The 18,800-nt window shown below is 37.6% G+C and carries 19 protein-coding genes; 5 read left to right on the top strand and 14 right to left on the bottom strand.

Features of this window, described 5'->3' with window-relative positions:
- Positions 1–30: 30 nt before the first annotated feature.
- Together QNI15_RS19630 and QNI15_RS19625 are read right to left on the bottom strand one after the other, a co-directional pair.
- Positions 31–687, bottom strand: a complete 657-nt coding sequence (locus QNI15_RS19630) for an ABC transporter ATP-binding protein (RefSeq protein WP_314033139.1) — start codon at positions 685–687, stop codon at positions 31–33.
- 50 nt (positions 688–737) lie between these two features.
- On the bottom strand, positions 738–1,988 hold the full coding sequence (locus QNI15_RS19625; RefSeq protein ID WP_314033137.1) for an ABC transporter permease: 1,251 nt from the start codon (positions 1,986–1,988) through the stop codon (positions 738–740).
- Positions 1,989–2,094: 106 nt separating this feature from the next.
- On the opposite strand from QNI15_RS19625, the gene QNI15_RS19620 reads away from it, so the two are divergent.
- Complete coding sequence (locus QNI15_RS19620) at positions 2,095–2,472, top strand: MerC domain-containing protein (RefSeq protein WP_314033135.1); 378 nt, start codon at positions 2,095–2,097, stop codon at positions 2,470–2,472.
- Positions 2,473–2,571: 99 nt separating this feature from the next.
- Positions 2,572–3,162, top strand: a complete 591-nt coding sequence (locus QNI15_RS19615; protein WP_314033133.1) for a ribonuclease HII — start codon at positions 2,572–2,574, stop codon at positions 3,160–3,162.
- Between the two features lie 10 nt (positions 3,163–3,172).
- Here the strand turns inward: QNI15_RS19615 and QNI15_RS19610 are convergent, their stop codons facing one another.
- Genes QNI15_RS19610 through QNI15_RS19600 form a run of 3 tightly spaced genes read right to left on the bottom strand, consistent with a single transcriptional unit; the run spans position 3,173 to position 7,261 of the window.
- Positions 3,173–4,195 (bottom strand): AAA family ATPase, encoded by a 1,023-nt coding sequence (locus QNI15_RS19610; RefSeq protein WP_314033131.1) that lies wholly within the window; start codon positions 4,193–4,195, stop codon positions 3,173–3,175.
- 38 nt (positions 4,196–4,233) lie between these two features.
- The gene (locus QNI15_RS19605) at positions 4,234–5,007 is read right to left on the bottom strand and encodes an ADP-ribosylglycohydrolase family protein (protein WP_313990915.1); all 774 of its coding nucleotides are present in this window, start codon (positions 5,005–5,007) and stop codon (positions 4,234–4,236) included.
- 4 nt (positions 5,008–5,011) lie between these two features.
- Entirely contained in the window at positions 5,012–7,261 is a 2,250-nt protein-coding gene (locus QNI15_RS19600; RefSeq protein WP_313990916.1) for a TonB-dependent receptor, read from the bottom strand.
- Between the two features lie 133 nt (positions 7,262–7,394).
- Here QNI15_RS19600 and QNI15_RS19595 point away from each other — a divergent pair, with 133 nt between their 5' ends.
- Positions 7,395–7,919: a low affinity iron permease family protein gene (locus QNI15_RS19595; RefSeq protein ID WP_314033129.1), complete on the top strand. Its 525-nt coding sequence runs from the start codon at positions 7,395–7,397 to the stop codon at positions 7,917–7,919.
- Here QNI15_RS19595 and pnuC read toward each other — a convergent pair.
- Together pnuC and QNI15_RS19585 are read right to left on the bottom strand one after the other, a co-directional pair.
- Positions 7,916–8,590 (bottom strand): nicotinamide riboside transporter PnuC, encoded by a 675-nt coding sequence (pnuC, locus tag QNI15_RS19590; protein WP_313990921.1) that lies wholly within the window; start codon positions 8,588–8,590, stop codon positions 7,916–7,918. The two genes, QNI15_RS19595 and pnuC, sit on opposite strands and share 4 nt — an antisense overlap.
- An 80-nt stretch (positions 8,591–8,670) precedes the next feature.
- Positions 8,671–10,173: a PAS domain-containing sensor histidine kinase gene (locus QNI15_RS19585; RefSeq protein WP_314033127.1), complete on the bottom strand. Its 1,503-nt coding sequence runs from the start codon at positions 10,171–10,173 to the stop codon at positions 8,671–8,673.
- A 518-nt stretch (positions 10,174–10,691) separates the two neighbouring features.
- Between QNI15_RS19585 and gcvT the strand changes: the two genes are divergently transcribed.
- On the top strand, positions 10,692–11,789 hold the full coding sequence (gene gcvT, locus QNI15_RS19580) for a glycine cleavage system aminomethyltransferase GcvT (RefSeq protein ID WP_314033125.1): 1,098 nt from the start codon (positions 10,692–10,694) through the stop codon (positions 11,787–11,789).
- A 10-nt stretch (positions 11,790–11,799) separates the two neighbouring features.
- Complete coding sequence (locus tag QNI15_RS19575; protein ID WP_314033123.1) at positions 11,800–12,504, top strand: 2-phosphosulfolactate phosphatase; 705 nt, start codon at positions 11,800–11,802, stop codon at positions 12,502–12,504.
- A gap of 78 nt (positions 12,505–12,582) precedes the next feature.
- Here QNI15_RS19575 and QNI15_RS19570 read toward each other — a convergent pair whose 3' ends face one another.
- The 7 genes from QNI15_RS19570 to QNI15_RS19540 all read right to left on the bottom strand — a co-directional run bounded on the left by QNI15_RS19570 (position 12,583) and on the right by QNI15_RS19540 (position 18,646).
- Positions 12,583–14,253, bottom strand: coding sequence for a tetratricopeptide repeat protein (locus QNI15_RS19570; protein ID WP_314033121.1), 1,671 nt, complete (start codon positions 14,251–14,253; stop codon positions 12,583–12,585).
- 69 nt (positions 14,254–14,322) lie between these two features.
- Positions 14,323–15,333, bottom strand: a complete 1,011-nt coding sequence (locus QNI15_RS19565) for a PstS family phosphate ABC transporter substrate-binding protein (RefSeq protein ID WP_314033119.1) — start codon at positions 15,331–15,333, stop codon at positions 14,323–14,325.
- The gene (locus tag QNI15_RS19560) at positions 15,284–15,496 is read right to left on the bottom strand and encodes a hypothetical protein (protein ID WP_313990936.1); all 213 of its coding nucleotides are present in this window, start codon (positions 15,494–15,496) and stop codon (positions 15,284–15,286) included. Before QNI15_RS19560 ends, QNI15_RS19565 begins: the two co-directional genes overlap by 50 nt.
- 28 nt (positions 15,497–15,524) lie before the next feature.
- The gene (locus QNI15_RS19555) at positions 15,525–16,259 is read right to left on the bottom strand and encodes an energy transducer TonB (RefSeq protein WP_314033117.1); all 735 of its coding nucleotides are present in this window, start codon (positions 16,257–16,259) and stop codon (positions 15,525–15,527) included.
- Positions 16,260–16,339: 80 nt separating this feature from the next.
- Positions 16,340–16,879, bottom strand: coding sequence for an ExbD/TolR family protein (locus tag QNI15_RS19550; RefSeq protein ID WP_314033116.1), 540 nt, complete (start codon positions 16,877–16,879; stop codon positions 16,340–16,342).
- Between the two features lie 78 nt (positions 16,880–16,957).
- On the bottom strand, positions 16,958–17,599 hold the full coding sequence (locus QNI15_RS19545; RefSeq protein WP_314033115.1) for an ExbD/TolR family protein: 642 nt from the start codon (positions 17,597–17,599) through the stop codon (positions 16,958–16,960).
- Between the two features lie 210 nt (positions 17,600–17,809).
- Positions 17,810–18,646 carry a MotA/TolQ/ExbB proton channel family protein gene (locus QNI15_RS19540; protein WP_313979117.1) on the bottom strand — a complete coding sequence of 279 codons (837 nt, stop codon included), beginning with the start codon at positions 18,644–18,646 and terminating at the stop codon, positions 17,810–17,812.
- Positions 18,647–18,800: the final 154 nt, after the last annotated feature.

Here is an 18,800-nt window from a genome sequence, read left to right as displayed (position 1 = left end):
ATGTTTTGTTTACTCAACAAATATACAATTTTAAAGAGTTCCCGATACTGTCTGAACGCTTTCCAGGTGTAAATGATTTGCTATCCGATTTTTGACACGCGCATCATGTGTAGCAATAACCAGTGTAGCACCACAAGCCGCAGCTTGTGTTTCAAGCAGATCCAATACTCTCATGCAGTTTACGTCATCCAGACTGGAAGTTGGTTCATCAGCCAGAATCAGTTTAGGGAGATTTAGTACGGCTCGAGCAATTGAAATACGTTGTGCCTGTCCCTGACTTAACTGATGGGGCATGGATTTCCGTTTTTCTAATACGCTCAGTATGCTTAATACTTCTGCAATACGTTGTTTATTCTGAGGTAATCCTGCCATATACTGAGTTAGCAGTAGGTTCTCTTCAACTGTCAATACAGATAATAAATGTGGTTTCTGCAATACCAACCCAATGTTTTGTCCTCGAAACTGATCTGCTTTGTTTCCTGAAAGAGTATATAGGTTTGTTCCTGCAATGAGGGCCGTACCTTGTGTAGGCTGCCGCAAACCAGCAAGCATATGTAATAGAGTAGTCTTACCACTTCCGGAAACTCCAGTCAACAACCACTTATCACCTTGAACAGTAGTCCAATCTGGAAAAAATAAAGTATGTTCCGAAGTGTAATTGTAACGTATTCCTGTAAGTTGAAACATTCGTTTGTCAATGAAGGTTGCGTATTTTGTTCAGTTATAAGGGAACAACTTTATGCTGCCAGCGTTTCCGAGATGTCAATGCGGTATGTTTGTAAAGCTGGTAACAATGATGCTAGCAATCCAACCCCCAATACGCCTGCAAAAATATAATATTCTTCTGTAAGAAACTGCCATCCATTAAATGAGACCTGTGATGTTCTATCCAGTAAAGCACTTGTTAGTTCCAGAGCTCCGTGCCCCAACAGTAAACCACATATCCCTCCAAAAGCAGCCAGCAACAAGCCTTCCAGCATAATATGAGTAAACAATTTATTTTGTGAGGCTCCTAATGTTCGCATAATAGCCAGATCATACTTTCTCTCCTTTAAGGCATTATATAATGCAATGAAGATACTCAACCCTGCAATTAGAATAATTATATAGGCAAAATATTCTATCACATCAGCTCCTACTCCGAACAAGTCGAATAAACGCACAATCTCCATTGCAGGGGAAGCTGCCTGCAGATTACTTTGGCTATTAATCATTCTAGGCATCATGAGTGTGGCCATTGGGTTAGAAAACGTGAGCAATAAGGCAGTAATTTCCTTATCATCTTCTTGACTAGTAGTGTCATGATGTGCTTCTGTATGTTCGGCAGGTGGTCTAATCGGCATAATAGGTATAGCAGCTTCTTCATGATGTTCATGAATGGCCCATACACTTTCTATACTTGTAAGCACCAAACGATCTAATACAGTCTCACTTGGCTTCATAATTCCTACCACCTTATAACTTTGCTCTTCATGCTGATTATCTTCGCTCCCATCCAATCCATGTGAGCTATGAAAGGTATCCCCTACCTTAAGTCCTGACTGCCGGGCAACCTCAGATCCTATGGTTGCTTCCATAACATTGCGCCACCATTTGCCATTTGCTAACTGACAGCTATAATGTTCCGGATACAATTGATTGGTTCCAACAATACGAAAAGCCTGATAGCTATCTCCAAGAGCCAGTGGTATTGCCTTTTTGACAAATCGCCGATTGGAAGCTATTTTATTGGCATCTGATAACTTAATGTTTCCTGTTGGATTGTCTATATGAAAAATGCTACATAAGATTAATTGCAAAGGGCTTCCTTTAGCACCCACTACAAGATTAATGTCTTTAGCATTGGCTTGCATCTTATTTTGTAATTGTGTTGTTATCAGTAACAAATAGACTACGATTCCAACACCTAACGCTAATAGCAACGTATTAAGAAATGTATTCAGTTTTCGGTTGCGGATATACGCCCAGCTTAATGTAAATAGGTTCATATGGTGGCTGCAACTCGGTTGCAAAAAAGTTTTTATTTCTGTTGCAATATAGTAAATCAGCTATTATTTTTGCAACGTTGTTACAAATTCAGCTATCGCCTCTTCAATGAAAAATTTTTCTGTTTCGCGCAAGTCAGATTGGATGGGGATTATTAGTTCAGTAGGCTGTATTATCCACTGTATGTTTATGCCTGTACTTCTATCAAGTGCAGCTAGTTTTACTGCACATGAGGAATATCGCTGGCTTGACTTCCTTTTTTTAGCAATTGCGGCTGTTGCTGTTTGGTTATCAGCTCGTAAAGCACATTCTCTGTTAGTTCGTATTATCCTTATAGTTGCCTGGGCTGTATTTGCAGGTAGCATTATCTGGGAAGAAAGTATACCATTTGCCTCTATTCTTATGTATCTGGGGTCTGTATTGTTAATTGTTGGACATGTACTGAATCTTCGTCATGTTCATCATCATGCAGGGCATAAACATTAAAACCTTTAAAGCATAATCTCTTTTCTGCAAAAAACCTCCTTGTTCTCAAGGAGGTTTTTTATTTGTTTTGCAACTTACAACTCTCTACCCAATAATAGAATGTCGTTACAATCTGCCTATACACAAGATCTGATTGAAGCTGGACTGGATGAAGCTGGTCGGGGTTGCCTGGCAGGTCCTGTTGTTGCTGCTGCAGTAATTTTGCCCAAAGACTATAAACACACTAGCCTGAATGACTCCAAGCAATTAACCCGTAGTGAAAGAGAAAAACTAAGAGAAGAGATACAAAAAGATGCGATTGCTTTTGCAGTAGCAGAAGCATCTAATTCGGAAATTGATCAAGTAAATATACTGAATGCAAGTTTCCTCGCTATGCATCGGGCTGTAGACAATCTTTTGGTTATACCACAGATGTTACTGATTGATGGAAATCGGTTTAAACCTTACCCATTTATTGCTCATACCTGTATTGTTAAGGGAGATACAAAGTTTTTATCTATTGCGGCGGCATCGATACTTGCCAAAACGTATCGTGATGACCAGATGGAAAAACTAGCCAAAGATTTTCCACACTATGGATGGGAAACAAATGCTGCTTATCCTACTAAGGCTCACTACCAGGCACTGGAAAAATACGGAATTACACCACATCACCGACGCACTTTTCGGTTGGGAGAGATTATCAAATGACAAAAAAAGATTAACGAGTTTTTATTTCAGGTAAAATATAGTTTTCTACTGCGGCGATAGCCTGAGCTAAACGATTTTCAAAATCACCTTCAATAATTATATACTTCAATCTTCGTTTTTCCAGTTCTCTACGAATGGTTTGAAACTGTTCCTCACGAATATGGCCATAGTTGCGGGTTCCATCATCAACCCATGGCAGATCAGGTTTTAGCAATAGATATAAAGCTGCCCGTTGGCGAGGCTGATGATTGGCTTCGATTATCCAGTCAGGGCACTGATTAAAATAGATCTCACTCCATATCTGTGTCAGAATAAGGTCTGTATCCAGAAACAGGATCTTATTTGCTTTGCATAATATTTGCTCTTCTAACATCAGGTGGCCGCCAGCTATGTGGGAAATCCCCAGATACTCAAAATGGGGCATTTTTTCCTCATAATATGTTCTACCATATTCTGGTAACCATTCTGTCTGAAAATGCCTGGCAAGCTGCTCTGCAAGAACAGATTTCCCTACAGATTCCGGTCCGGTTAACACTACCTTTTTCACATAGTAAGGTCTCACTTCTGCTGGAATATATTCCCAGTGTTTAAAAGGTTCTTGTCGTATATATCTGGCAGAAATAGGAATAGTACTTCGCTGCAAATCAATCAGAATATGTTTGATTCCAAGTTCTCTTTCCAGCTCAAAACCATAGGTTTCAGAACTAAAGAAGATATCAGGCTTTTCAGGAAGATTACGCTCAAACGTTCCAGCCCAGATACGCCAAAAATCAGGGTGGTCTACTGGTTCCTGAGGATTTTCATCTGTAACATGGATTACCTGAATGTTCGGATCATCTGCAAATATCTTTTTCATCCAGTGATAGCGTAGATATCCCGGAATAGGCTCCCGGTTAATAGAGCACATTAATACATACATGCGATCCACCTGTCTGGCTCCTTCCCGAATAAGATGAATATGTCCGTTGTGAGGAGGCAAAAATTTACCCAGTGTAAAACCAATCATCAGAAATAGTAATTCCAAACAAAGCATACACTCAGTAATTGTGATGCTTTGCAGTCACTGTATAATTATTTAGTAGGAAATTGTGTAAGAAATGCATCCATTGTCTGCAGAAGGTCTGCCGTAAGGCGTTTTCTCACTTCTATTTCAATCTCTTTTGGTAGACCACCGTAAAACGGCTCTGCAATACTACCAGCCATACAAGCCATTGTATCTGTATCTCCTCCTAATGAAATGGCTAGTCGAATTGCATTTTCCACATCTGTACTTTCCAAAAAAGCAATGATAGATTCCGGCACAGATCCCTGGCAACTAACATCGAATTTATAATCAGGTCTGATCTGCTCTATGCTTCGCTCCAGATTATATCCAAACGTGTTCTGAACATATTCTTTTATTTCCTGCTTAGAACTTCTTTTCCGAGCCAGAAACACAGCGGCAGCAATTGCTTGAGCACCTTTTACACCTTCCGGATGATTATGTGTAACAACTGCACTCTTTTCTGCCTCCTGCAAAACTTCATCCAAAGAACCATAAACATAGGAGACTGGACTTACTCGCATAGCCGATCCATTACCCCAACTATTATAAGGCTGCAAATCTGTTGACTGTAACCAGTCTCTGAATGATTTTCCATATCCGGCCAAGGGATATTTATTCCCATACGAATGAATCTTTTCAGCATACCTTCCACTATCCAATAGAGCATCAGCCACTGCCATGGTCAAAACTGTATCATCTGTAAATCTGGATTCAGGCACAAACAATGGGAAATCCATTGTTTTCAAACCACGTATTTCATAAAGTGAGCCGATTATATCACCGGCAATTGCTCCCAGCATAGCATTAAAAGTTTAGTTGTAGTGTAACAAAATAATTTCTTCTAGCTTGCACAAAATAATATGGTTGCTGATCTGTAACCTGCCCACTGGTAAAGTATAACTTATCTGTCAGATTGTTAGCCATAAATGATAATCTGACATGTTGAAGAAAATCCATAGAAATGCGCAGGTTCAGCAAATGGAAGTCTGGTGTCATAAACTGAGATTCATTGGTATTTGCCAGAAACGACTTGCTTACATATCTGCTGGATAACTCTACATCACCTCTCAACTTTTTTGGTTTGGAGAAAGGCAACTGATAAATCACACCTTGATTTAAAATCCATTTAGGTGATAATAATGGATTAACATTCCGATATGTTTGATTGTCTACATCATTAGTATATTCTTTAATCTGTGCATCCATAAAAGCTGTATTCTGCACAATTGTAAGGTTAGAAAGTAACTTCCAGCTCAGATCCACCTCAACTCCGCGCCGATAGCTCTGAGCTACATTTTTCCGCAATGGCAATCCGATGTAACTCAACTGACCAACAGGGGCAATCTCATTATGAAACTGCATCGTATATACATTTGCCTGTACAACCAATGTAGGTAATATCCATCGGGCTCCTATTTCAATATCTGTTACAGATTCGGACTTTACCCTTGTTAAGTCACCAATCAATGAAATATTACTGGTATCTACATCATCAAACCCAGCAAAAAGGTCATTTCGGGTAGGTTCCCGACTTGTTCTGCCAATAGAGGCATACACATTTACAGCCGGACCTACCTGATAGGTAATGCCAACTTTGGGATTAAAGAATGTCCATCGAGTGGACAGCTCTGGCAACTCATAACTTTTCTCTGGACTATATCGAAAAAATACAGATCGAATCTGAACATCTGCAAAGACATTAAATTTATTCCAGGTATAATTAATCTTACCAAAAGCAGAAATCTCCTTTTTATACCCTGTGTTGGTATACAATCGATCAGAGGTATTAGGCTGTATACTGGAAAAGTGATCACGTTTGTATGTATTAGCATGAACACCTACATGAGTTGTTAACCGATCTTTAGTATAGTGCAAAGTCATCATTCCTCCACCAAAATCAGAAGCAACTGAAAAGTTCTGTAAAATCGGATCAAAGCGAATATCATATCCTCCTGTCAGATGAATATAGTATCCGGATGTAACCAATGATGTATATTGGTTGAATTTATGCGTATACTGTAATTGCACCAGTTGTTGTGAAAACTTATCCTTTTCTTCTGGTGAGAGATAATTGGTTCGTGGGTCCTGTCGAATATCTGTTAATGCTACTGGCACATATGCCATATCATTTCGGGTATGTCCGGTAAAAGCAGTAAGCCGGAATAGATCCTTCTTTCCAAAATAACCTGCACTGATAAATCCGGAATGAGCATGTGTACCTGAATGATATTTATATCCATCTGTATGTAACAGTGAATAGCGTCCATACAAAGCAAAGCCATTCTTCAATCGTCCAGTTAAGAATTCCGGACTAATCCGATAAGAACCAAAAGAGCCATATCCTGTCTGCAGGTTTACTGAACCTATTGAATCTGCCAGATTGATACTTTCAAAATTAACAGAACCTGCATACGAAGCTGTTCCAGATGTACTTGTCCCAACACCACGCTGCACCTGAATTGATTGCAGGCTATTTCCAAAATCAGCAAAGTTGGCAAAATATACTCCCTGATCTTCAGGTTCGTTCAGAGGTAATCCATTGAGTGTAAAATTGATCCGGGATTGGTCTATTCCCCTCAATCGCATATAGGAATAACCAAAGGAATTACCCGCATCCGAATAATAGTTTATGGAAGGAGTCTGTGTCAGTAGTACAGGCATTTCCTGTCCCATATAGTTTTGTTCAATTTGAATTTTACTTAAAGTCTTTTGAGATATAGGTGTCGTTTCGTCAGCCCGTATTCCTTGAATAATGATTTCTTCAGTAACAACATCCTGGGCTGCTAGCAATATATCGTCTCCCTTAAAGTCGGTTTCGGAATTTACATTAACCTCATATGTAGTATATCCCACATGACTTATTCGCAATGTATAGCTTCCCGAAGGAATATTTCTCAGTTCAAAATTTCCGGATGCATTCGTAATTGTACCGTCTTGAGTTTCTACCAACAAGATTGTTGCATTGGCAATCGGTTTATGAGTTGCCTGATCCTTGACAATACCTGATATAGAGAAATTTAGTGCAGTAATGAGAGTTAGTAGAGTTGCAGTCATATATTAGTGTAAATACTACACAAAGATAAAGCAAATATACAACTCATGTCAAGCTTTATTTTAAAAGCCCTGTTTGGCCTAACTTATAGTTGGTATACTATTTTTCAATGTCACTGTATAATGTATATACACTATGGAAAAGCCTGAGAATAGAATTGCTTTATTTTTTGAAAAATTTGCCAATAAAACTACCCAATTGGCTGGCAGTTCGGGTGCCTTTACTGTAGCCCTTCTGACAATTATCATATGGTTAGCAACAGGTCCAATTTTTCACTATTCAGATACCTGGCAATTAATTATCAATACAGGCACTACAATTATTACCTTTCTGATGGTTTTCCTCATTCAGAAATCCCAAAATAAAGATGGAATGGCCATGCAGTTAAAACTAAATGAATTAATTGCAGCAAGTCAACGCGCCAGCAACCGCCTTGTGGATGTTGAATCCTTAACCGAACAAGAATTACGAACTCTAAGCCAATACTATGCAACCCTAGCAGATGTGTCATCAAAAGCAACCAATATACACGAATCTCACTCCATAGAAGAAGCAATAGATGATACAAAAGAAAAATTAGAATTTGAGAGACAAGAGGATCAGAAAAAAGCTCAGAAAGAGCAGTCTACAGTTAATCATCAAAACCGCAAGGAAAGTTAATTTAATGAATACTTTTGGTGAATCTTCCACCAGTTAAATGCTCCATTTGCTGCCAGAAAACAAAATATCAGATAAAGCAGACTATAAAATTTAACATCTTTGGTATAGTACATGTAAGTGCTGATTACATCTATCAGAATCCATGCATACCAGCATTCTATTTTTTTGCGAATCATCCAGAATGTGGCAATAATACTGGCAACAGTTGTAAACGAATCCAGGTAAGGAAAAGCACTAGGCTTTGAAAAAAGTATTGGAAATAACACATGCAGATAACTTGCAAACGTTCCAAGTGCACCTGTTGCTACCAATGTGACAATACACCATGTCACCCAATCCTTAGAGGAGAGAAAGCTTACCTTTAACTGATCTTTTTGGTCTGCTTCATACTTTTCCGGATTCAGCCATTTCCACCATCCCATAAGACTGGTTATCAAGAAAAATACCTGCAGAAACATATCCGGATAAAGCTGTATCTGATAAAACAGAAAAAAGGATAGTATTACATTTACAATCCCTACAGGCCATGTCCACACATGAGCTATGGAAGCCAGCCAAACTCCACCAATACCTGTAATAACCCCAAACAACTCCAGGTAACTCAATGAGTATCCAAGTATGTTTACAAACGTATTTTCAATATGAAAAAAGGACTCGAAAGATGCTAACACGACAGAGTTAAAGTATTTACGAATGCGAAGGTCAAAAAATGTTGATTTATTATATTTTCTATGTAGGAAAATGCAATCCCTCATAATATTCCTGTATGATACAGAGGAAGTTCAACCATAAATGTTGTTCCTAGCTCTACTGCCGATTTCACATTTATGTAACCTCTCAAAGCAGTCACTGTTTCCTTTACAATGTAAAGGCCTAGTCCAGATCCCACGGATTTGTGAGAAACCTTAAAAAACATATCAAAAATCCGGCTCAGATATTCTGGTTCTATTCCAATACCATTATCAGTAATAGTAATCTTTGCCTTATTATCATTAACAACCACAGTTATTTCCACAAAAGATGCCACTTGTAAGGAACGATACCGTACAGCATTGGACAACAGATTACCAATAATAGATCTCACTCGTTCTTCATCGCTATAAAAGGCTCCTTCCTGGATAATATTTACTTTAAAGTCAATGCTTTGTGCATTTTTAGCAAATCGTAATGCCTCTATTAGTTCATTAACTATTTCTGAGAAATATAATGGCTGATTTCTGATTTCAAGCTTTTTATTTTTAGCGTATTGAGTTATATCAATTAATAACTGGTCTAACTTGTGTACGCTTTTACCAATCATTGCTATATATTCCTCTCGTTCTGATTCATCTTCTTCACTCTGAAACAATTCAACTAACCCTAATACAGATGCTAGTGGAGCTCTCATATCATGAGAAGACCTATAAATAAAATGATCCAATTCATGATTTAACTTGGTAAGAATCGCATTGGTCTCACTAAGATTTTTCTCATAGTTTTTGCGTTCTGAAATATCCAATACAGAAAAAGCAACATTATGAATCTCTCCCCTTTGATTCACTACAGGAACAAAATTCAGACTCATCCAGGTAGGCACATTACCCATCATTACCAGCATATCTTTTTGAATTGTTTGGCCTGCGAATGCTTTATCAAGAGCTTCTGCTTCCATTTCCCGATTCTGTGGGTTTCCATAATCAAGATAGCTATCTCCTATTTGTAATGTATCATCATATACATCCTGATAGTAATCAAAAAACTTACGATTAAAAAGTTCTATCTTCCTCTCTTTGTTAATCAGCATCAACATCTGTGTATTACTATCAATAACTGATTTTAATTTCTCCTGCTCATTCGTAATAGCATTTGTCCGTATCTGCTGAAGAATTAAATAGACAAATGCTATAGTGATACACAATGATGCAATCATGCAAAAAATAAAGAGGCCATGTAGTGTTTCATAGCTATGTACATTTGAAGAATAGAGTGAATGATGTGTTAATTCCATTATTCCCCATCCGGCTATTGTCATTAACAAATGACAAATTACAAGAAGTATATCTTCATAGGAGAAGGTAGCGAATATTGCGAATACTAGTGGAAAATAGAATAAATATACTCCAGCCTGTATTCCATAACGGGCGTCATGTATAAAAATAAGTACGTTAATAATGAGGATGGCCAATGTAGAGGTAAAAGCATAATAGACTCTATTTCGTACATATAAAATCCATAAGAATGCAAAAAAGCCTACTAGGATTGCATATCCTAACATATATTCCGCAACTATAAAATTAAGAATAGTAGCTATTAAAAAAACAACTGTACAGACTAAAGTAAACTGAAATGTTATAATTGTTCGAAATTGGTTACTTCCTGGCTTCTGTGAGGGAACAGGATCGCCAAAGAAATTTCTTACGAAAGAATCAAGTATGGGAAAATAAGACATTAGAATGAGAAGTATCTAACTATTTTAGAAATATAGGGACTTTTTTTGTTTTTGCACAAGTTGGTTATCCCCACATAAATATACTACCATGTAATCTTATAGCAAATAATATTTGGCTAATACAAAATATTTCTACTTATCGTTTTAATCTTGCCTTCAAAAAATCTATCTCTCCCTCTATCTGGAATACCTATCTTCTGACTGGTTGCCCTATTTTTTGTATAAAAGCCAGGTCTATCTTTATATGAATTGTTATGTAGCGATTATTTCCTTGTATTTTTCAAACTCTACTTTTAATTTCTAATTCATAACTACTACCTTTGCGCGCTGTAAACTTCATCCTTATGACTGAAATATCCTCCGCAAAAAAGATACCCCTACATGATATTCATGTACAAGCTGGTGGCAAGATGGTTCCATTTGCTGGCTACATTATGCCTGTACGTTATTCATCTGATATAGAAGAACACAATACAGTCCGTAATGGCGTTGGAATCTTTGATGTCTCTCATATGGGAGAGTTTATGTTAAAAGGACCAAAAGCACTGGACCTTATTCAATATGTTACTTCCAATGACGCATCCAAATTAGCCGATGGTAAAATTCAGTATTCCTGTTTCCCAAACGATAAAGGTGGTATAGTTGATGATCTTCTTGTTTACCGTATCCGGGAAAATGAATATATGCTGGTGGTAAATGCATCTAATATTGAAAAAGACTGGAATTGGATTCAGCAACATAATACTTTTGGTGTAGAGATGGAAAATATTTCTGATCATCTCTGCCTATTTGCTGTTCAGGGCCCTAAAGCTTCTGCAGCTTTACAGGCACTTACACCTGTAGATCTACAATCACTAGAATACTATACTTTTACAAAAGGACCTTTTGCAGATATCAATGACGTGATTATATCTGCTACAGGATACACGGGTGCAGGTGGTTTCGAAATCTATGTGCCTGCAAAAGACGCCAATCATGTCTGGACTCAGATTATGGAAGCTGGCTCTTTGTATGGTATTAAACCTATTGGGTTAGGAGCCAGAGATACCTTACGATTAGAAATGGGATATTGTCTTTATGGAAATGATATTGATGATACAACGTCTCCACTTGAAGCCGGACTTGGATGGATTACTAAGTTTTCCAAGAGCTTTATAAACTCTGAGAATCTGAAGTCTCAAAAGGAAAAAGGTGTAGCGAAAAAACTAATTGGTTTTAAGATGGAAGAAAGAGGTATTCCAAGAGCTCACTATACACTTGTAAATGCATCAGGTGAGAAAATAGGTGAAGTAACCTCCGGTACACAATCTCCTACATTAGGGCTTGGGATTGGAATGGGATATGTACAAAGTGCTTACGCAACTTCTGAGACAGAAATATATGTTACTGTCCGTGACAAGAATCTAAAAGCCAAAGTCGTTAAATTACCATTTGTGAAATAATACTTTTCTGATGAGAAAAATTGACGTTTGCCCTACACCAGAGCTGTTGCACCTGTATAACTTAGAAAACAAGATTGCTGTCATTGTAGATGTGTTTCGTGCAACATCCTGTATGACAACGGCCTTTGCTCATGGAATTGAAAAGATCATCCCTGTTGCTCATATAGAAGAGTGCAAGGTATTACAGGAACAAGGCTATCTTGCTGCTGCCGAGAGAAATGCTATGAAAGTTGAAGGGTTTGATTTGGATAATTCCCCATTCAGCTATATGAAGCCTGATCTTGCAGGTAAAACATTAGCTATGACCACTACCAATGGAACACTAGCCCTTACCAAATCCAAATCTGCTCAGCAGGTATTAGTAGGATCTTTTCTCAATCGCAAAGCTATTACAGATTATTTATTAACTCAGCCTTATGATGTATTAGTAGTTTGTGCTGGATGGAAAGGCAAATATAATTTAGAGGACACCTTGTTTGCAGGTGCGGTAGTATGTAGCCTAAAAAATGAATTTACTATAGAAGATGATGCAGCATTGGCTGCACATATGATCTATGATGCGGCAAAATACAATATGATCAAGTTTATCGCTCACTCCTCACATGTTCGCAGACTAGCTCGTTTAAATCTTACCCGAGATATCGAGTTCTGCCTTCGTGAGGATTTATACAATGTAGTACCTATCCTCCAAAATGGAGCTCTGGTAAAGATGTAGACTGAATATTCTATTAGTCATAAACAAAAAAAACTGTCTTATGACAGTTTTTTTTGTTTATGCTATGCTAAACCCAGACTATTTTGTTTTAGGCTGAGTTTTAGATGTTGTTGCTTTCGCTGGTGCAGCAGCCTTAGGATCTAGGTCTTTCTGTGTAAAAGTAAGCACATTTTTGGCTCTCTTATCAGCTGGATCAAGAGCCAACATTTTGTTTGCATATTCATGTGCCTTTGCCAGATCTTTATATTTTTTCAGATTAAGGATAGCTAAATAGAAATATCCATTAGACACCTCTCTTTTATATTTGGTCTTATCAGCTTCAGCATCTACCAATTCAAAAAACTTCTGATAGTCTGACTCTGCAATACCCTGCGTTCCATCAGCATCTTCTTTTGCACGGGTCTTTGCTCTCCACTGATAACCAATAATTTGCTTAGGGCCTTCAAGTAATGTAATCATAGTGCTGAATGCAGAATCTGCTTTCACAAAATCATTTGCATAATAGTTAGCCAAGCCAGATAAATAATAATCGTTCGCATTAACTTTTTTACCCGGAGAAGCAATATATTGCTGGATTGCCTCAGCTGATTTTACATAAGCTTTGCCATCAAAGAACTTCTGAGCTACATCTCTTAATCCTGCTACTCTGTTGGTATCAATCTTAGCACCTTTTACAATATTCTCAAGTGCTTTGGTAGTGTCTCCACCATTACAGATCTCCAATTTACCTAAGTATTCATAATCAGATCCAAGGATACCTTCAGGTTTTACCAATGTGAAATATTTATTCAAATATTCTAAACCTTGTGGACATTGATTGGTCTCATAAGAAGCATAACCCATCAAACGATTGTAAACAGCACTATTACTGTATTGATTTTTTAGAGTAGCTAAAATATCCAAAGACTGTTGATATTTTTCAACAAGAATTAGGAAACCAGCATAACGGAATTGGTTTGCAGGGCTCTTATCAGCAAGTGAAATATATTTCTCCATATTCTCCAATGCTTTATCATACTGTCTTGCCAGATAATAAAGATCTGCTAATTCACGATATGCAGGTGCATAATTTGCATCAGCAGCAATAGCTTCATTATATTTTTCACGTGCAGCATTAAGGTTTTTACTTCTTACGAAAAGATTACCTAAACGAACATGTGTTTTCAATAACTTAGGATTTAATCCAATTGCTTTGTCATAGTTATTAGCGGCTGTTGTACCATCTAATTTTTGTAAAGCAGCATCACCAATAACAACATATGCATCAGCCAGATTTTTATTTAACTTTAAGGCTTGTTCAGCGTTAGTTACAGCTTCAACAGGGTCTGTATTTCCTTCATATGAAACATAGGCCTCTCCTATACGATAAAAAACATCTGCATTTTTAGATTTTGTGATAGCTTTTGCCTGATCAAACTGAGCTTTTGCTTCCGCTTTTTTACCTTGCTTTAATAAAAGTGAACCCAAACCTACATATGATAATCCGTTTTTAGGATCAGCAGCGACACCTTTCTCAAACTGGGCTTTAGCAGAATCCAGTTCTCCAACCTGGATATAATAATAACCTAGATAGAAATTATTCTCTCCAGTAGGTTTATTTTTCACCAGGGTTTTAAACACATTTCCTGCACTGGCAAACTTATCTAAATCAAGATAGTTCAAACCTTCATTGATTGTCTGTGCAGTTCCTTTTTGCCCCACCAACATCATGGCAAGCATTCCCATAAAAACAAAAATGAATTTACGCATTAGTACTAAAGGGTTTTTGGTTAAGTTAAGTAAATGGATAGTATTATGTTTAGTTTGGTAACTAACTCTTTATCTTGTATTGACCTTGACCAAACGAATCGGCTGGGTTGCAGGCAGCAATCCGGCTTTCAATATGATTAATTGACCTTTCTCACTTGCAACATATGCTGCAAAACCTGTGCCAAGGCCTTTTCTTGCTTCTCCACTTACAATGTATAAGTCCCGATATAACGGATACTGCTTTGTTTTCAGGTAAGCAGCGTAAGGTTGATAGTAATCGTCTATTGTAGGATCATCTTTCTCTGCTAATGCCACAACAGAAACATCTTTTCTGGCAAACTGTTGTTTTGGATCATCTACATCGCTAATCCAGCTTACTCCAATCAAACCTATTGCATTTTCATTTTGTTGTACATACTCAATCACTTTTTTATTAGACTGAGCAGCATATATCTTTTTATCAAAGTCATTTCCTAAACCAAACTTTCTCTTAATAAATGAGAGATTACTGGAATTTCCATTATCAAAAACAATCACAATATCCTTTGTAGGACCTTGCCCACTTATCTCTTTCCATGTTTTAATAGAGCCATTGAGAATAGCGCGAAAGCGATTCATTGTCAGTAAAGAATCTGCATTTTTCTTATTGACAATTAAAGCCACAGCTTCTGTAGCAATCTTCAAACTATCAGGTGTTATTTTTCTCTTTGCATAAAACTCTAACTCCTCTGCACTAAAAGATCTTGTAATGATTACAGATCGTACACTATCGGCCAACATTAATCTCATTGCCTGAGCTTCTGTAGTATAAATAGGTGTTACCTTTGCATACTTATAAGAAGCTTGAAACGCATCTACTTCTGCTTGTATTAATGGTTGAAATGACTCATCAACTGCAATCGCAATTTTACCTTGGGTGGGAGTATCAGCTGCTCTTTCCTGACAGGCAGTGAATGAGACAAATGAGGCTATATAGAAGAATCCTTGTAACAATGTCAGGATTTCTTTACAATACTTTCTAGTTGTTTGCCTAGCTGGGCAATAGCTGTTTTGCAGCTCTGTAGATTCTAAATATTCCATACCCAATAATGGCTATTCCTAATATTAATTTCATTCCTTTCGGCAATATAGCATCTGCAAAGTCAGTGAATATGATTGCTATGCCTAAAATCACATAGACCAGTGCCATAACTATTCCAAAAATGGCAAAAATAGTTTCGTGCAAAGGTCTATGCGATTTCATGGTAATTCAGAATTTTTATTTTATCAAACTATTGAGCCGCCAATGTAAAGCTGATTGGTAAGCTATAACGAACAGGAACACTACGTCCACTTTGACGGCCAGCTTTCCATTTCGGCATTGTGCTAACTACACGCTTTGCTTCTTCATCGCAACCATATCCTATGCCTTTAGCAATTGTTACATCTTTGATAGAACCATCAGCTCCAACAACGAAAGAAACGAATACTTTACCTTGGATGTTCTGATTACGAGCCTGAGCAGGATATCTGATATTCTTACTTAAGTATTTAAATAATTCAGCATTACCACCTGGAAATTCAGGCATCTGTTCTACCGCCACGAAAGGTTGTTCTTCTTCACCTTTCCCTTCTGACAACACAGACGGAGCAGATTCAGGTAAACCTAAGTCAACAGCAGTTTCCTCACCTTCCTGGGTTTCCATTGCAATCTGCTTATTTTCTGTTTCTTCAACCCGGGTTACAGGTTCTACAGCCTCTTCAGCAGTTACAACTTCCATCTCCACAAACCGGATGGTTGCCACTTTGGGTGGTGGTGGTGCAGGCGGCGGTGGTGGCGGTGGCGGTTCATTTGGATCTACAGGTGGTGGTGGTGGTAGGTTAGCTAAGTCAGCTACTACTTCTACCGCTTCTTCAGTGTCTTCCTGTGTTGTAACAAATTGCATAAACAGGAAAGCAACGATAAAAAGCGCACCACCAATCAGCAAAGAACGCAGCACAATACGCTGATAGTTCTTACGGATCATATAAGCTCCGTAAGAGTGATTTCTGCCCTCAAAGACAATATCGTCTAAGGTGACACTCGGCGACTTATAATCTATCATGATCAGTCAGTGATATTATGTTCTTTTTTATATTTTTCAATAATTTCCTTATCCTGAGGATAAAGCTGCTGGATAGCGTATACTTTGGCATCTGTGATTTTCATCTCATCCAAAATATCTACTACATTCTTATAAGATGCTTCTGCTGTTGGTTTAATAATAAATACAGCATCCTTTTGCAAACTTTTACCCTTCGCAACCATTTCTACAGCCACTTTCCGAAATCCTTCTGCTGAATAATCAGTTGTGAAAACTTCGGGAGTTTCAACACCTTTGTAATAGAAAATACGGTTATTTTTATCTAATACTATAGTAGTTGTCACGCGTTCATCTACTTTAGGAGGTGGCGGGTCATTAGGCTTAGGTTTTTCTGGCATATTCAGTGACATAGTATTTGGCTTACTCAATGTAGTAGTAAGCATAAAAAACGTCACTAACAAGAATGCCAAATCTACCATTGGTGTCATATCAACTTTTGTCGATGCCTTCTTGGCACCTTTCTTTTTACCACCACCCTTACCACCGGTATCTACATCTGCCATTTCTATAAATCAGTTAAAAGGTTAACAAATAAATTACTTGAACAGTCTTTGGAAATCATTAATAAACTAGTATGTATATTAATGGCTCTTTTTCTCTCCAAAACCTGCCGGCATTTGCTCCAGATTGGTAATGAGGTTGAACTTGTTCAGGTTCTGCTTCATTAAGGTATCAATTACCTTTTGAATTACCTCATATTTTGTATCCTTATCTGCCTTAATAACAATACGAAGCTGTTGTTCAGTACCAAATGTTTCTACCTGAGCTAAACGGGCATACGAAACCCAGTTATCCAGCTGATTATCAAGCGAATCCGTTGGAATGCCTTTTTGCAATGCAGCTCTTTCTCTTCCTTTCGCATGTAGCACATTCTTGAGATTGGCAATTGGAGCTCCAAACATCTCAGTCAGACGAAATTGATTTTTTTCTCCTTCACTGAAAGAAACCTGATATCTTCCTGCCATCTTATCCAGCATAGCCAGACGTGTTTTTTCACTATCTACTTTCAGGAATACTTGCCCGTCTTTGTCAATACTGATAACAAGAACATCGCGGTCAGGCAATACAGTCTCTGATACAGAACCAGGTGTATCAACAACAACAGGTTCTTCTTCTCTTGCAGTTGCGGTTAATATGAAGAAGGTTAGTAGCAAAAAAGCCACATCACACATTGCAGTCATATCAAGCGATATGGATTTACGGGGAACTTTTACTTTTGCCATAATGATGTTTCTTTTTTACAAGCATTATAAAGAAATCTTGCATGAATGAATCCGTTTTATCTATAGATGCAGAAGGCCTGCACATTCCATAAACTTTTTTACTTTTTTTTTCAAAAAGTTCACTTTGCTCAACTACGCGGAATTCAATCAATACGAAGTAACCAACCCATACATGAATAGTATTTGTTGGTTACTTCAATCTTTATCAGATTAGTTATGTTTAGAAGCAAAGTTTTGCATAATGCTAAAACCAGCTTCATCAATGCTATACGTTAACGTATCGATTTTACTTGTAAAGAAGTTATAAGCAATGATTGCAAGAGCAGAAGTACCGATACCTAATGCAGTGTTGATCAAGGCTTCAGAAATACCAGTTGAAAGTGCAGATGAATCAGGAGCACCTGCTTGTGCCATACCAGCAAATGCACGGATCATACCCATTACCGTTCCTAACAGACCTGTCAACGTAGCTACAGAAGCAAGTGTTGCAATGATAGTCAGGTTTTTCTCCAACATAGGCAATTCTAATGCAGTAGAATCTTCCAACTCTTTCTGGATAGCCAGAACTTTTTGGTCTTTGCTCATAGTAGTATCAACAGCCATCTCTTTGTATTTGTGCAATACAGAGTTGATAACATTTCCTACAGATCCTTTTTGTTTGTCACACTCAGCAAGTGCTTCGTTGATATTATCAGAAGCAAGAGATGATTTTACTTTTCTAACAAACACGTCAATTGATCCAGTACCTGTTGCTTTACCAAGAGTGAAAGCCCGCTCAATAGAGAAAACAATTACAGATAACAACATTGTCATCAAAACTGGTACGATAAATCCACCTTTGTAAACTGTACCCAAATAATCGCCAGGGATAGGTTCATTTTTGTTATCTCCACCTTCGAAGTGAGAACCATCTCCCAGAATGAAATTATAAATACAAACGGCAATGATAAAAATGAGTACAATAGTTAAAACGGCGAACCAGTTACCACCTGATGATTTTTTTTCACCTGTCTTTGGAGCAGCGGGCTTTGTTGCTTGATTTTTCATCCAATTTAAACGTTTATAAGTGATTAATTAAAAGATTAGGTTTAAAACGACACAATAATATTAAAAATAAATTAAACTTATTACATTCTGGCAATTACAAAATAAAAGGCGGTTTTTAAATGGTTATGAACAATTTTTATATCTAAACTTCAAA

It is taken from the genome of Xanthocytophaga flava (assembly GCF_030068545.1).
GTDB classification, from domain to species: Bacteria; Bacteroidota; Bacteroidia; order Cytophagales; family 172606-1; genus Xanthocytophaga; species Xanthocytophaga flava.
The sequence above is the reverse complement of the archived record's forward strand: the minus strand, read 5'-3'. Positions and strand labels throughout refer to the sequence as shown.

Bases quoted from the DNA above. Each gene is read 5' to 3' on its own strand.
- gcvT (WP_314033125.1), top strand. From the start codon at position 10,692: ATGACTGAAATATCCTCCGCAAAAAAGATACCCCTACATGATATTCAT.
- QNI15_RS19620 (WP_314033135.1), top strand. From the start codon at position 2,095: ATGAAAAATTTTTCTGTTTCGCGCAAGTCAGATTGGATGGGGATTATT.
- QNI15_RS19600 (WP_313990916.1), bottom strand. From the start codon at position 7,261: ATGACTGCAACTCTACTAACTCTCATTACTGCACTAAATTTCTCTATA.
- QNI15_RS19630 (WP_314033139.1), bottom strand. From the start codon at position 687: ATGTTTCAACTTACAGGAATACGTTACAATTACACTTCGGAACATACT.
- QNI15_RS19565 (WP_314033119.1), bottom strand. From the start codon at position 15,333: ATGGAATATTTAGAATCTACAGAGCTGCAAAACAGCTATTGCCCAGCT.
- QNI15_RS19585 (WP_314033127.1), bottom strand. From the start codon at position 10,173: ATGTTAGGATATGCAATCCTAGTAGGCTTTTTTGCATTCTTATGGATT.
- QNI15_RS19610 (WP_314033131.1), bottom strand. From the start codon at position 4,195: ATGCTTTGTTTGGAATTACTATTTCTGATGATTGGTTTTACACTGGGT.
- QNI15_RS19570 (WP_314033121.1), bottom strand. From the start codon at position 14,253: ATGCGTAAATTCATTTTTGTTTTTATGGGAATGCTTGCCATGATGTTG.
- QNI15_RS19550 (WP_314033116.1), bottom strand. From the start codon at position 16,879: ATGGCAGATGTAGATACCGGTGGTAAGGGTGGTGGTAAAAAGAAAGGT.
- QNI15_RS19615 (WP_314033133.1), top strand. From the start codon at position 2,572: ATGTCGTTACAATCTGCCTATACACAAGATCTGATTGAAGCTGGACTG.
- QNI15_RS19625 (WP_314033137.1), bottom strand. From the start codon at position 1,988: ATGAACCTATTTACATTAAGCTGGGCGTATATCCGCAACCGAAAACTG.
- QNI15_RS19545 (WP_314033115.1), bottom strand. From the start codon at position 17,599: ATGGCAAAAGTAAAAGTTCCCCGTAAATCCATATCGCTTGATATGACT.
- QNI15_RS19575 (WP_314033123.1), top strand. From the start codon at position 11,800: ATGAGAAAAATTGACGTTTGCCCTACACCAGAGCTGTTGCACCTGTAT.
- QNI15_RS19595 (WP_314033129.1), top strand. From the start codon at position 7,395: ATGGAAAAGCCTGAGAATAGAATTGCTTTATTTTTTGAAAAATTTGCC.
- QNI15_RS19560 (WP_313990936.1), bottom strand. From the start codon at position 15,496: ATGAAATCGCATAGACCTTTGCACGAAACTATTTTTGCCATTTTTGGA.
- QNI15_RS19540 (WP_313979117.1), bottom strand. From the start codon at position 18,646: ATGAAAAATCAAGCAACAAAGCCCGCTGCTCCAAAGACAGGTGAAAAA.
- QNI15_RS19555 (WP_314033117.1), bottom strand. From the start codon at position 16,259: ATGATCCGTAAGAACTATCAGCGTATTGTGCTGCGTTCTTTGCTGATT.
- QNI15_RS19605 (WP_313990915.1), bottom strand. From the start codon at position 5,007: ATGCTGGGAGCAATTGCCGGTGATATAATCGGCTCACTTTATGAAATA.